The organism is Micromonospora sp. NBC_01412, assembly GCF_045040215.1.
Lineage (GTDB): Bacteria > Actinomycetota > Actinomycetes > Mycobacteriales > Micromonosporaceae > Micromonospora > Micromonospora rubida.
On sequence record NZ_CP109528.1, the window covers coordinates 814,498 to 828,117 of the forward strand.

Genomic DNA, 13,620 nt, shown 5'->3' on the forward strand with positions numbered 1-13,620 from the left:
CTGGCTATGGTGTACGTCCACCAGCGGTGAGGAGAACGGTGCAGCAGGTAGTGATCGCCGGCCGATACCGCCTGCTCGACATCGTGGGTCGCGGCGGAATGGGCCGGGTGTGGCGGGCGAGGGACGACGTGCTGCACCGCGACGTCGCGGTCAAGCAGGTCGTCCCGCCGGCCTGGTTGTCCGACGACGAGCGCGACGAGCTGCGCCTGCGCACCCTGCGGGAGGGCCGGACGGCGGCCCGGCTCAACCATCCCAACGTGGTCCGGGTGTACGACGTGGTGCCGGTGGGCGACGACCCCTGGTTGATCATGGAGTACGTCCCGTCCCGGTCGTTGCAGAACGTGCTGGACACGTCCGGGCCGGTGTCGCCCAGGCAGGCCGCGGCGATCGGGCTGGCGCTGCTGGCCGCGCTGCGCGCCGCGCACCGCGCCGGGGTGCTGCACCGCGACGTGAAGCCGGCCAACGTGCTGATCGCCTACGACGGGCGGGTGATGCTCACCGACTTCGGGCTGGCCGTGTTCGACGGCGGGGACGGGGTGATGACCCGGCCGGGGCTGGTGCTCGGCTCGCCCCAGTTCGTCGCCCCGGAGCGGGCCGCCGAGGGGCGTTCCAGCGTGGAGGCGGACCTGTGGTCGCTCGGGGCGACCCTGCACGCGTCCGTCGAGGGCCGGTCCCCGTACGCCCGCAGCACCGCGATGGCGACGCTGAGCGCCCTGGCCACCCGGCCGCCCGACCCGGCGCCGCACGCCGGCCCGCTGCGCCCGGTCCTGGCCGGACTGCTGCGCCGCGACCCGCGCGACCGCACCGACCACGACGAGACGCAGCGTCGGCTGGCCTCGGCCAGCACCGGGGACGGGGAGCCGTGCCCCCTGGCCCTCGCCGCGCCGGCCACGGCGATGCCGCCGGACGTCCTCGACCCGGGTGCCGCCCCACGGCCGTCCAGCCCGGCCGGCCACGGCCGCCCAGCCGGATCCGGCGCGGGTGGATCCAGCACGGGTGGACGGCGCTGGCCGCTGGCCGTGGCGGCCGGGGCGTTCGCCGCGCTCGCCGCGATATCCACCGCGATCGCGCTCGGTCAACGCGAGCACGACCGGGGCGCCCCACCGGGGACCGAGGCCGGGCGGACGGAAGCCGAATCGGACCGGACCGGAGCCGAGCCCGGAGCGGGGCTACCCGGAGCAGGGCTACCCGGAGCTGGGCTGCCCGGAGCAGGGTCGCCCGGCGGGCGCGTGCCGCCTCCGCCCTTCCCCTGCCTGCGGCCCTACCCCGCAGGCGAACCCGCCCCCACCGTCTCCCCCGCCCGGGGCGAGCGGCTCCGGCTGCCGGCCGGCTGGCGCTGGTACGCCGACCCGGCCGGGTTCCGGCTCGCCGTGCCGCCGGGCTGGCGGCACTACCGGGTGGGAGGCGCGGTCTGCTTCCAGGACCCGACGGCCCGGCGGGTGCTGACCGTCGCCCCGACCAGCGATCCCGACGCCGCCCCGCTGGCCCAGCTACGGGTGAACGAACGCCGCGCGCTGGACGCGGACGCCCTGCACGGGTACGCGAGGATCCGGCTGGAGACGGTGGCCGGCCGGGGGTCGGAGTGGGAGGCCGCCTGGAACGCCCCGTACGGGGGCCGGCTGCACGCGGTGCAGCTGATCCCGCAGGACGCCCGGGCGTGGTCGCTCGCCTGGAGCGCCCCCGACTCGGACTGGCCGACCGGCGCGACCGAGCGGGACACGGTGCGGGTCAGCTTCCGGCCCGGCGACCCGGGCTGAGATACGGTGCCCAACGACATGGCACGCGCTGACCGTCACCCGACAATGTCCCCTGTGGACCATCCGGGTTATTGCCCCCGGGCGGCGGCTCTGCCAGAGTGGCGTAGTTTGTGGATCAAGATCCCTGGGGAGGGCGAGGCGTCATGATGGGACCGTCCCACGCGCTGTCGGGCGCGGCGGTGTGGCTGGCCGGCTCCTGGGCGCTCGATCAGTTCGCCGACTACCACCAGTCGCCGCTGGCGCTGGCGGTCGGCACCGCGGTCTGCGCCGGCGGGGCGCTCTTCCCCGACCTCGACATGTCCGGCAAGGTGACCCGCAACCAGGGCGGCGCCACGGTGGCCCGCACCTTCGGGGTGGTCAGCCTCTTCGCCGCCGAGGTGATGGAGAAGATCTCGCTCGGTGTCTACTACGCCACCAAGCTGAGCAAGGACCCGCGCCGCAACAACGGCCACCGCACGCTGACCCACACCATCCCGTTCACCGTGCTGATCGGCTGGGGCACCACCGCGCTGTGCGCCGCGTACGGCAAGTGGGCCGTGGTCGGCATCCTGTTCTTCATGTTCGGGCTGGCCCTGCGCGGGCTGTTCGACCGGTGGGCGGAGCGCGCGGGCTGGGTCATCGTGACCCTGACCTCGGCCGCCGCCGCCTGGTTCACCTTCGTCAACCTGCCCGGCGACCGGGGGTACCCGCTGATCGGGCTGGCCGTCGGGGTGGGCTGCTTCGTGCACATCCTCGGCGACATGATCACCCGTGCCGGGGTGCCGATCCTCTGGCCGATCCCGATCAAGCGCCGGATGTGGACGATGGTCGGCCTGCCGAACAGCATCGCCCTGCGCACCGGCAGCAAGGCCGAGGTCATCGTGCTGCGCGGCGTGCTGACCGCGGTCGCCGTGCTGGCCACCGTGGGCCTGGTCGCCCCCTCCGTGCTGCGGAAGTTCAACATCGAGATCTGACCGCACCCCGGTCAGCCACCCGAGTGACGCCACCGGACCGACCCGCCCCACCTGGCCGGCGGGTCGGCCGAGGACGGCGCCGCCGGCCGCTTCCCGCCGGCGCCGTCCTCGGTCGAAGGGCGTCAGCCTCCGACGCCCAACGCGGGCTCGGCGGCCTCCAGCAGCGGCCCGCGCACGGACCTGCCGATGCGGTGGGCCTCAGCCAGGATGTGGGTGCGCCAGCGTCGCCACAGCGGGGTGAGCCGGGAGGTGACCAGGACGACGTCGACGGCGTCGTCGGGCAGGACGGTGCGGATGCCGATGGCGTGGTGGGTCGGGTCGGCGGGCAACCGTTGAAGCAGCGTCTCGTCGTAGTCGAACAGTTCGGCGGACGGGAACCCGGCCGGCAGTACGCCGCCGCAGCCGAACACAGCGACCCGGGTGCCCGGCGGCAGGGTGTCGCGCAGGTGGGCCAGTTCCGCCGTCACGTCCAGGCCGCGGACCCGGTTGGCCCCCCGGCGGATGGTGGGCAGTTCCAGCCTGACGTGCCAGTCGCGGGTGTCTTCGAGCTGGGGCAGGTGCTTAGAGTACCAGGCCCACAGCAACTCCGACAACGGCTCGGGATGCTTGTGCAGGAACGTGAGCATGTTGCTGCGGTTGTCGCTGAGGTCCGGATCCGACCGGCGCGGGTGCGGGGTGTCCACCGCCCAGCCCTCGCGGCTGACCTCGAACGACAGGCCGTGCCGGTACAGGCGGAAGCCCAGCTCCGTGTCCTCGGCGCCCCAGGAACGGAAGTCCTCGTCGAAGCCGCCCACGGCCCAGAACTCCTCGGCCGGGACGGAACAGTTGCACGTCCAGAACAGTTGCCAGGGCAGCGCCGTGCGGGCGAGGTAGAAGCGGGCGGTCGCGAAGAGGGAGTGCCGGGAGTCCTGGAATTCCGGGTCGGCGCCGTAGTCGCGTACGACCTCCTCGGGGGTGTGTGTCTGGAGGATCCCCTCCAGACCGGGGGTCGGGTGGTCGGGACGGAAGCCGTAGGTGTAGCCGATCACCGCCCGGGGCGGACCGGGCTCCCGGTGCGCGGCCAGGTGCCCGGCGACGAAGTCCGGACCGGGCAGGATGCCGCTGTCCACGAAGGCCAGGATCTCGCCACGGGCGAGGCGGGCGCCGGCGTTGCGGGCGGCGGCGGCCCGGAAGCCCAGGTCCTCCTGGAAGTGGTACCGCAGGCGGAGCCGGTCGGTGAAGTCCTCCACCGTCTGGCGGGTGTCGTCGGTCGACCCGTCGTCGGCGACGATGACCTCGAAGACGTCCGCCGATGTCCGTTGGTCGGCCAATGCCGTCAGCGTGCCGCGCAACAGACGGGAGCGGTTGTAGGTGGGGATGATGACGGAGATTTTTGGCACTGTGGCGCCAGAGGGCATTGTGGCGGCTCCGTGTGGTCGGGGCGTAACAACGTAGCCGTCGCCGGGCGACGGGGGCCATCATCCGTGAGGGTTATTCATTTCCGCCTCACGATTCGATCCGAAGGGATTCCGCCGAGCGGGCATCCATGCATCGCCGGACGCGATCCGCGCGGACCGCCCTTTGGCGACCCACTTCGTCATCGACCATTCCGGTACGCCAACGAGGGCGGCCACCGCCGACCGGGTCGACTACGACGCCCCGGCCCGGTCCTGGAAGGACAGCGCCCACTGGTACCGGCTCCTGACCCTCCCCCGCGCCGGAACCGCCGGCCGGCTCCTGATCCGTCCCCGCGCCGGAACCGGCCGGCCGGCGCGGCGGCCGGGGCGCTCAGCGGAGTTGCTCGTCCGCCCAGCGGGCGAGCAGCTCCAGCAGCGGCCGGCGGCCGGCGAACATCTCGGCCTCGCCGCGCAGGTCGTAGCTCTGGGCGGTGCCGCCGCCAGCCCGGCCGAGCATCAGCGGGGCCAGCCAGAAGTACTTCGCCGCCCCGGTGAGCCGCACCGCGCGGGCGACCTCGGCCCGGTCGAGGGCGCCGCGCAGGCCGTCGGCGTACCGGTCGACGACCGTGGCCGCCACCTCGTCGAGCAGGGCGACGTCGACCAGCCCGTCGAGGAAGGTGTCCAGCAGCAGGTTGGCGGCGTCCTCGCCGACCGGCCCGGGGCCGACGAACGACCAGTCCAGCAGCACCGGGCCGGCGTCGCCGAACACCAGGTTCATCGGCCAGCAGTCGTGGTGGCACAGGGTACGCGGCAGCCTGTCGGCGGCGGCCAGCAGCGCGTGCCGGTGTTCCCAGAGCCGGCGCAGGGCGGCGCGCAGCGGCGCGGGCCACGCGGCCACGGCGACCGGGTGATCCCACGGCACCGGCTCGACGACCGGCCGGGTCAGGGTGTAGTCGTGCAGCCAGTCCCGGGCCAGCCAGTCGTAATCGGGAGCCCGGCCGAGCCAGGCGGCCTGCCCGGCGCCGAGGCGGGCTGCGACGTCGCCGAGGTCGGCGACCGTGCCGGCGGTGCCGGGCCGCCCGGCGACATCGGCCAGCCAGAGCGCCACGCCGCCGTCCGGGCGCTCGTCGACCGCCAGCGTCTCGGGCGCGGCCAGCCCGGCGTCGGCGTACGCCTGGGCGGCCAGGCCGCCGCGGTACGCCTCGACCTCGCGCCGCCAGTAGTTCCAGTGCCCGGGGTCGGCGCTGCCGGCCCAGTGCGCCGGACCCTCACGGCCCGGCGGGGTGATCAGCTTCAGCACGGCCGGGCGACCGTGGCGGCGGGTCCGCCAGATGCCGCCGGTCACCGCGTTGAACGGGTTGTGGGTCAGTTCCTCGGCCGGCCCGTCGGCGGGCACGAGGTCGACGGGGGGACGCGACACCGCCCGACCCTACGTCCAACAGCCCTACCCACCGCACGACACCTATCGTCACCCCGCCCCCTCCCCTCCCGCCCCCTCCCCGCCCCCTCCACCCCCCAGCCCGGTGATCAAGAGGTTTGCGTCGTCCGGTGGCCCGAATCCTGACGCAAACCTCTTGATCACCGGCGTGAGGGCCTGGGGGTGGGGACCTGGGGTGGGGTGGGGTTAGGCGCCTACGCGTTGGGGTGGGACGGTTAGGCCGTACAGGGCCATCAGTTCGGGGGTGTCGACGCGGCTGCCGTCGGCCACCGAGTCGCAGGCGATGTCCACGATCTGGTCCTTGTGCGCCAGCAGGTAGGGCCGGGCGCCGACGTCAGCGCTGGCCAGGGTGGCGATGCCGGCCCAGTGCCGGCGGCCGAAGAGCATCGGGTACCCGCGCAGCCCGCTGTAGGTGGCGCAGGCCAGCACGTCGGGGTACGGCAGCGCGGCCACCCGCCGCACCGCCGCCGGGGTGAGCCCCGGCATGTCGACCGGCACGACCACCACCGCCTCGACCGTCTCGTCGGTCAGCGCGGCCAGGCCCGCCCGGATCGACGAGCCGACCCCGGTCCCCCACGCGCGGTTGACCACCACCGTGGCCCGGGTCAGGTCGGCGGTCTGCCGGACCTGGTCCGCCGCCGCGCCCAGCACCACCACGAGCTGCTCGCAGCCCGCCTCGGTCATCGTCTCGATCATCCGATCCACCAGGGGTTGCCCGCCCTGGTGGAGCAATGCCTCCGGGCCGCCGAGGCGGCGTCCCCCGCCCGCCGCGATGATCATTCCTGCGATTCGCACACCGGGTGCAACGAGCGCCCGACAGATCAGTGTCGGGGCGAAACGGGTATTTGCCGCACATCGCCCCGGTGGTCGGCTCAGCGATGGTACGCGTCGGCCAGCGCCGCGAAGGCCGCCTTGGGCTCCCACGGCAGGTCGGGATACGTGTCACCGAGCCGGTCCTCGAACACCTTCACCAGGCCGTACGAGGCCCGGTCCACGTCGCGCAGCGGGTCCTCGCGGTACGGCAGGTTGTACGTCGCGAAGGTGCACCAGAACGCGGTGTCCACCCCCTCGGCGGCGAAGACGTCGAGCAACTCCCGCAGGTAATCGGCCTGCTCGTTCTCGTCGCGGGCATACTCACCGGTCAGCCGGGCGCCGTTGGCGCCGTCCCACTCGACGATGAACATGCCGCGTGCTCCGAGGTCGGCGGCCCCGCGGTGGGTCGTGCACCCGAACTCGGTGATCGCGACCGGCTTGCCCTGGGCGACGAGGGCGCGGATGCCGTCGACGTACCGGTCGGCCACCTCGGCCGAGCGGTACGCGTCGGCCGAGACGTAGTCGAAGGGCGCCCAGTCGACGCGCTCGCTCGGCAGCGAGGCGTAGGTGATCTTCCCGCCGAACCGCGCGCGGACGACCCCGACGGCCTCGCCGAGGAAGGCGTTCAGCCGGGCGGGCACCTCGGGCAGCACCTCGCGGAGGATGTCCGGCCGGGTCAGCACGTCCAGCCGCTCGGCGAGCGTGTCGCCGGGCAGGAACCCCTTCGTGAACAGCATCAGCTCGGCCCCGGTGACGAGGACGACCTCCGCGCCCCGCCGCCGCAGCCGCTCGGCCCGCTCGGCGCAGTCGGCCAGGACGTCGAGCAGTTCGCCGGTGGTCAGGTCGCAGGTGAACGGGGAGAACCACACCTCCAGCCCGACGTCGGCGGCGTGCCGGGCGGCGATCTCCAGCCGCTCGGGGATGCCGCCGGTGACCCGGACCGCCGTGCAGTGCAGGTCCTCCCGGATGACGCGCATCTCGCGCCGCACGACGTCCGGGTCGAACGGCTCGCGGGTGCTCTCGCCGGCGTCGACGAAGCCGGTGTCGTACGTGATGCCCCTGCCGCGCATGGTCGACCTCCTTCATTTAGGGTACGCAGCGTACCTTAAAGTCCCGGGGGCGAGCGATGCAAGCCGGGAGCTGGGGTACGATCCGTACCCGTCATGGCAGGCGACGGGGCGGAACGGACCGGGGCGACGCGGCGGCGCGGGGCAGCCCTGGAACAGGCGATCCTGCGCGCCGCCGCCGACGAGCTGCTGGAGTCCGGCTACACCGGCCTCACCATGGACCGGGTCGCCCGGCGGGCCGGCACCAACAAGAACGCGATCTACCGGCGCTGGCCGAACCGGGCCGCGCTCGGCGTCGCCGCGTACCGGCAGCTCGCCGTGGCCAACCTGGATCCGCCGGACACCGGCGAGCTGCGCGGCGACGCGCTGGAGCTGCTGCGCCGGGCCAACTGCCACTGGACCTCCCCGTTGGGCGAGGTGCTGCGCGGCCTGCTGTCCGCTGTCGGCGAGGAGCCGGAGCTGCTGGCCCAGTTGCAGGAGCAGGCCGGCGCAGCCGGGACGGCCGGCTGGCTGGCGGTCCTCGACCGCGCCGTCGCCCGGGGGCAGGCGCCACCCGAGGCCCGACACCCCCGGGTCGCCACGGTGGCCCTCGCGCTGCTGCGCAACGAGATCGTCACCCGCGGGGTCGCCAGCGCGCCGGACGACGTGCTCGTCGAGATCGTCGACGAGGTGTACCTGCCGCTGCTGCATGGGCGTACCCGCACGGACGCCGGCTGACCGACGCGCGGACCCGACCGGCCCTGATCCCACCCATGCTGCGCCGACGACCCCTGGGAAACGGGCGGCCCGACGCAACGGCGGCCCGACGCAACAGCGGCCCGACGCAACAGCGGCCCGACGCAAGCCTGCTGACCGGGGCGAGCGGCCCTGGGACGGTGGCGGTCAGGCGTCGGCGTAGCAGTCGACGACGGACAGGTCCAGCGGGAAGCGGACCGGGGTGTCGCCGAACAGCAGCGCAGCCGCCCGCTCGCCGCTGGCGCGCACCGCCTCGGCCACCGCGTCGGCCTGCGCCGCCGGGCAGTGCACGATCACCTCGTCGTGCTGGAAGAAGACCAGCTCGGCGTCGGTGCCGGCAAGCGCCGTCCGCAGGGTGGCCAGCAGGGTGGAGGCCCACTCGGCGGCGGTGGCCTGGATGACGAAGTTGCGGGTGAACCGGCCCCGGGAGCGGGCCGCCCGGGCCCGGGGGCCCTGCGGATCGGCCGCCGCGTCCGGGTCGACCCCGGCGTCGTCGCCGTCGGCGAAGCCGGCCGTGCCGGGCGGACACGTCCGGCCCAGCCAGGACCGGACCAGCCCGCCCGCCTCGCCGGTGCGGGCCGCCGCCTCGACGTACGCGAAGGCGGTCGGGTAGTTGCGCCGCAGCACCGCGAGGGCGGGGACGGCCATCCCGCCGGTCTGCCCGTACATCGCACCGAGCAGGGCCAACTTGGCCCGGGCGCGGTCGCCGCCGAAGGAGTCCCGGGCGAGGGCGGCGTAGAGGTCGCCGGCCCCGCCCGCGGCGGCGAGCCGGGCGTCGCTGGAGACCGCGGCGAGCACCCTCGGCTCGAGCTGACCGGCGTCGGCGACGACGAGCCGCCAGCCCGGGTCGGCCACCACCGCCCGCCGGATCACCTTCGGGATCTGCAACGCGCCGCCGCCCCGGGTGGCCCAGCGGCCGGAGACCACCCCGCCGGGGACGTACTCCGGATGGAACCGGCCGCCACGCACCCAGGCGTCCCGCCAGGCCCAGCCGTGCGCCGTCCAGATCCGGTAGAGCTCCTTGTGCTCCAGCACCAACGGCACCGCGGGGTGGTCGACCCCGCGCAGCACCCAGGCCCGGGTGTTGGGCAGCTCCACCCCGGCCCGGGCGAACGCCTTGAGCAACTCGGCCGGGGAGTCGGCGTGCACTTGGCGCAGCCCGAACGCCGCGGCGATCCCGGCGGCCAGCTCGGCCAGCCGACGGGGCGGGCCGCCGACCGGGGACGGCTCGCCGAGCAGCTCGGTGAGAAGCTCGTCGTGCACCTCGGCACGCCAGGGCAGCCCGGTCGCGCCCATCTCGCCCGCGATCAGGGCGCCGGCCGACTCGGCGGCCACCAGTAGGCGGAACCGGCCGGGGTGCTCGGTGGCGGCGGTCCGGGCGAGCTGGTCGGCGTACACCCGGGTCAGGGCCTCGACGCCCGGGCCCGGCGGGCCGAGCAGCGCGTCGAAGAGCGCGCCCTGCCCGTGGCCCGGCGGCTCGGCCGCCCGGGGCGGCGGGTCCGGCGGCACCGGAGCGCCGGTCAGCCGGGCCCAGGCGGCGGCGAACGAGCGAGGCTCACCCCAGCGGCCCGCGTGCCCGAGCAGCAGCGACTCGGTCAGCTCGACGTCGTGGCAGCGGTCGAGCCGGACCCCGGCGCGCAGCAGCGCCGGATAGACGGCCGCGCCGCTGGCCCAGACCCAGCGCGGATGCTCCGCGGCCTCCCGGGCGGCCACGGCGGCGGCGAGGTCGGCCACCGACTCGGCCGGGGCGGTGGGCCGACCGATGGGGTCGAGGGGTTGCAACACTCCCCCGCCCCGGTCGTCCGACACCACCGCCACCAGCACGGACGTGATTCTGCCTCGCCCCTACGACATTCCCCCCACCCCACCCCACCCCACCCCCACCCACCCACCCACCCGCCCGCCGGGCCGGGCCGGGCCAGCCGCCGCCCACGCCGCCGGCTGGCCCCCGCTTTCACGGAAAGAGTGGCCATTCCGTATCGAATGGCACTCTTTCCGTGAATTTGCGCGCAGAGCGAGGTGGGGCGGGTGGCGTGCGGGGTGGGGGTGGGGGTGGGGGTGGGGGTGGGGGTGGGGGTGGGGGTGGGGGTGGGGGGTTATTTGCCGACGCCGGCGGTCAGGCCGGATTGCACCTGACGTTGGAACACGATGTACACGATGAGCACGGGGAGCATCGCCATGGTCACCCCGGCGAACAGGCCGGACCAGTCGGACTTGTAGCCCTGGTTGACCGACAGCTCGATCAGACCCTGGGAGATCACCTGGTTCTTCGGCTCTCCGGCCACCGACTGCATCAGCAGCGTCGGCAGGTACCACTGGTTCCACTGGCCCAGCACGTTGAAGATGCCGATGCTGATCAGGCCGGGCTTGGACATCGGCAGCATGACGCTGAAGAACAGCCGGCTGTGCGAGGCCCCGTCCACCATCGCCGCCTCGGCGATCGAGTTCGGCAGCGTCCGGAAGAACGAGTGCATGAAGAAGACCGTGAACGACAGCGACCAGGCCACGTACACGAAGATCAGCATGAGGTGCTTGTTCGGGCCCAGCAGCGGGAAGGCGAGCCCCATGTTGTAGACGCCCTTGAACAGCGGCACCGCGGCGAGGTAGATCGGCAGCGTCAGGCCCGACAGGAACATGTAGTAGATCAGCCGGTTACCGGGGAACTCGTAGCGCGACAGCACGTACGCGGCCATCGAGCCGAGCAGCATGGTCAGGAAGACGCTGCCGACCAGCACCAGCAGCGTGTTCAGGAAGAACGCCCCGAGGTGCCCCTCCCCCCAGGCCCGGGTGAAGTTGTCCCAGTGCAGCTTGTCCGGGATCAGCGACAGCGGCTTGCGGATGACCTCGGAGTCGTCCTTGAGCGCCGACATCACCACCCACAGCAGCGGGTAGATCACCATGACGGCCCAGACCACCAGGAACACGTGCGAGAAGCCGTTGAAGAAGCGTCCGCCCAGCTCGCGGCTGCGGCCGAGGAGTCCGTCGGACGCGGGGGGCGGGGTGCGCCGCTCGGGGCGGGTCCGGTCACCGGACGGGTGGATCACCGTGCTCATCGTCCAGCCTCCTCAGTACTCGATCCGCTCACGGCGGGTGATCCGGAGCTGGAGCGCGGCCAGCAGGATCGTGAAGATGGCCAGCGACACACCCATCGCGCAGGCATAGCCGAACTGGCCCTTCTGGAACGCGGTGAAGTTGAGCACCGACGCGAAGATCTCGCTGGCGTGGTTGGGCCCGCCCTGGCTGGGCGTCATGACGAAGACCAGGGCGTACATGTCCAGCGCGATGAAGCCCAGGTAGACCCAGGCCACGGAGATGGTGTCCCGCAGCAGCGGCAGGGTGATCCGGAAGAACGTGTGGAACCGGCTCGCGCCGTCGAGGATGGCCGCCTCGTAGATGTCCTTCGGGATCGACTGCATCGCCGCGGAGAAGAGCACCATGTAGAAGCCGGCGCCGCTCCACACCGCGATCAGCAGCAGCCACCAGAGCACCGCGGGCACGCCGAGGAAGGGCTCGGGATCGGAGGTGAAGGCGATCGGGTTGTCCGCGTCGACCAGCCCGATCTTCATCAGCAGGCCGTTGACCAGACCCTGGCCGTCGGACCGGTAGATCTGCTGCCACATCACGGCGATGACCACGAGCGACAGGACCTGCGGGAAGAAGAAGATGACCTTGTAGAATCCGGAGCCGAAGATGCCCCGGATGCCGGCCCTGTCCTCGCGTCCGCCCACGTTGAGCAGGAACGCGAGGAACAGGGCCAGCGCGATCGTGAACAGCGGCACGGTCACCAGGAAGAACACGTTGTGCCAGAACGCCTTCCTGATCAGCTCGTCGGAGAACAGCCGGACGTAGTTGTCCAGCCCGACGAACTCCTGCTTGTCGGAGTAGCCTCCCCAGCTGGTCAGCGAGTATCCGGCTGCCTGGGCGAAGGGCCACACCACGTAGAAGAGGTACAGCGCGACGGGGAGGGCGAGGAAGCCCGTGACGAAGCGCGCGACACCGTGCCGCATTCCACTCACTCTCTCGTTCGGATCAGTGGTCCATGGCCGCCATCAGGCGCGGGTCTGCTTCTTGATCGACGAGTCCTTGGCGACCTTGTCGGCGGCCGCCTGCATCTTGTCGACGAACTGCTGCGCGCTGAGCCGGCCGGCCATCAGCTCCTCGGAGAGGTTCTGGCTCTCCTTGTCCAGGTCGGCGTAGAAGTCCGGGAACTTGGCCTTGATCAGGTCCTTGGGCGCGTTCTTCATCAGCTCGTTGGCGGTGGACAGCGCCGAGTCCTGCACCCCGTCGCCGGAGCCCTTGGTGGAGGCGAGCGACTTGGTGAGCTCCGCGAACTTGGTGGAGCCGGACTTGGACAGCACGGCCCGCAGGAACTCCTTCGCCGCCGCCTTGTTCGGGGCCTTGCTCGGCACCACCAGGCCCTCGCCGGCGCCGGCGAAGACGTCCTTGGGTGCCTTGTCGGTGGCGCCCAGGCTCCAGTAGTCGGACAACTTCATCTCGAAGCCCGGCGGGATGGTCGCCGCCATCTCGTTCTTCAGCCAGGTGCCGACCTGGATGAACGCCGCCTTGCCGTCGAGCCACGCCTGCTGCGACTGGGTGTGGTCGAGGTTGCCCGGCAGCAGCAGCTTGTCCTTGACCAGCTTCTCCCACGCCTGAAGGGCCGGCAGCACCCCGTCGGCCTTCCAGGCGTTCTCCTTGAGGTTGTCGATGTCGATGACGACCTGCCGGCCGGCGGACTTCCAGATCGTGGCCATCAGCGCCCAGCGCGGGTAGTAGCCGTGCTTGGCGTCGTGCACGTACGGGGCGATGCCCTTGGCCTTGATCTTCGGCGCGAGGGCGAAGAACTCGTCGAACGTCTTCGGCGGCTCCCAACCCTCCTTGGTGAACAGCGCGCCGTTGTACCAGTTGCCCCAGACGGTGTAGGCGACGTTCACCACGTAGAACTTGCCCTGGAAGGTGCCGTCGTCGACGGTGCCCGGCAGCAGCGAGTCGGCGACGGTGCCCTCGCCGTCCCAGGCCGGGGCGGCGAGCAGTTCGTCCAGCGGCTCGATCGCGCCCTCGTTGACCAGGGTGCTGATGTCCATCATGTCCGCGCCCGAGTTCATCACGAGGTCGCTCGGCTGCGTCGCCATCTTCGGCTGTTCTTCGGTCTTGATCTTCTGGGTGGAGCTCATGTTGACCGTGACGCCGGCGTGCTTGGCGTTGAAGACGACCTTGTCCTCCTTGGCCCACTGGTCGCCCAGTCCGCCGTTGAAGACGACCACCTTGACGGCGCTGCCGTCCTTCAGGCCGAACGGGTTGTCCTTGCTCTTGGCGGCCCCGGAGTCGTCGGACTTGCTCGGCTCGCTGCCGGCGCAGGCGCTGAGCAGACCGGCGGCGGGAGTGACGAGCAGGCCCGCGGCAGCGGCGCGGCGTAGCAGGGTCCGGCGATTCTGGCCGGCCGGGTGCTCGGGGGTAACCGACATCGTTGTCTCTCCTTGTGGT

General features: G+C 72.6%; 11 protein-coding genes. 3 read left to right on the plus strand and 8 right to left on the minus strand.

Annotated elements, in window-relative coordinates; genetic code table 11:
- The first annotated feature begins 38 nt into the window (after positions 1-38).
- Together OG617_RS03425 and OG617_RS03430 are read left to right on the plus strand one after the other, a co-directional pair.
- Positions 39-1,757, plus strand: coding sequence for a serine/threonine-protein kinase (locus OG617_RS03425; protein ID WP_405098574.1), 1,719 nt, complete (start codon positions 39-41; stop codon positions 1,755-1,757).
- Positions 1,758-1,900: 143 nt separating this feature from the next.
- A complete protein-coding gene (locus tag OG617_RS03430) occupies positions 1,901-2,710 on the plus strand; it encodes a metal-dependent hydrolase (RefSeq protein ID WP_405098576.1) in 810 nt (269 codons plus the stop codon).
- A gap of 122 nt (positions 2,711-2,832) precedes the next feature.
- Here the strand turns inward: OG617_RS03430 and OG617_RS03435 are convergent, their stop codons facing one another.
- From OG617_RS03435 to OG617_RS03450, 4 genes are all read right to left on the minus strand, one after another.
- Positions 2,833-4,089: a glycosyltransferase gene (locus OG617_RS03435; RefSeq protein WP_405098578.1), complete on the minus strand. Its 1,257-nt coding sequence runs from the start codon at positions 4,087-4,089 to the stop codon at positions 2,833-2,835.
- A gap of 388 nt (positions 4,090-4,477) precedes the next feature.
- A complete protein-coding gene (locus tag OG617_RS03440; protein WP_405098580.1) occupies positions 4,478-5,506 on the minus strand; it encodes a phosphotransferase in 1,029 nt (342 codons plus the stop codon).
- 204 nt (positions 5,507-5,710) lie between these two features.
- Positions 5,711-6,304, minus strand: coding sequence for an NTP transferase domain-containing protein (locus OG617_RS03445; protein ID WP_396674556.1), 594 nt, complete (start codon positions 6,302-6,304; stop codon positions 5,711-5,713).
- A gap of 92 nt (positions 6,305-6,396) precedes the next feature.
- Complete coding sequence (locus OG617_RS03450; protein ID WP_405098583.1) at positions 6,397-7,407, minus strand: hypothetical protein; 1,011 nt, start codon at positions 7,405-7,407, stop codon at positions 6,397-6,399.
- Between the two features lie 93 nt (positions 7,408-7,500).
- Between OG617_RS03450 and OG617_RS03455 the strand changes: the two genes are divergently transcribed.
- Positions 7,501-8,121 carry a TetR/AcrR family transcriptional regulator gene (locus OG617_RS03455; protein ID WP_405098585.1) on the plus strand — a complete coding sequence of 207 codons (621 nt, stop codon included), beginning with the start codon at positions 7,501-7,503 and terminating at the stop codon, positions 8,119-8,121.
- 165 nt (positions 8,122-8,286) lie between these two features.
- Here the strand turns inward: OG617_RS03455 and OG617_RS03460 are convergent, their stop codons facing one another.
- From OG617_RS03460 to ngcE, 4 genes are all read right to left on the minus strand, one after another.
- Positions 8,287-9,972 (minus strand): bifunctional 3'-5' exonuclease/DNA polymerase, encoded by a 1,686-nt coding sequence (locus OG617_RS03460; protein WP_405104092.1) that lies wholly within the window; start codon positions 9,970-9,972, stop codon positions 8,287-8,289.
- A gap of 263 nt (positions 9,973-10,235) precedes the next feature.
- Positions 10,236-11,192, minus strand: coding sequence for a carbohydrate ABC transporter permease (locus OG617_RS03465; RefSeq protein WP_405098586.1), 957 nt, complete (start codon positions 11,190-11,192; stop codon positions 10,236-10,238).
- A 12-nt stretch (positions 11,193-11,204) separates the two neighbouring features.
- Positions 11,205-12,146: a carbohydrate ABC transporter permease gene (locus OG617_RS03470; RefSeq protein WP_396682215.1), complete on the minus strand. Its 942-nt coding sequence runs from the start codon at positions 12,144-12,146 to the stop codon at positions 11,205-11,207.
- A 42-nt stretch (positions 12,147-12,188) separates the two neighbouring features.
- Positions 12,189-13,601, minus strand: coding sequence for an N-acetylglucosamine/diacetylchitobiose ABC transporter substrate-binding protein (gene ngcE, locus OG617_RS03475; RefSeq protein ID WP_405098588.1), 1,413 nt, complete (start codon positions 13,599-13,601; stop codon positions 12,189-12,191).
- Positions 13,602-13,620 lie beyond the last annotated feature (19 nt).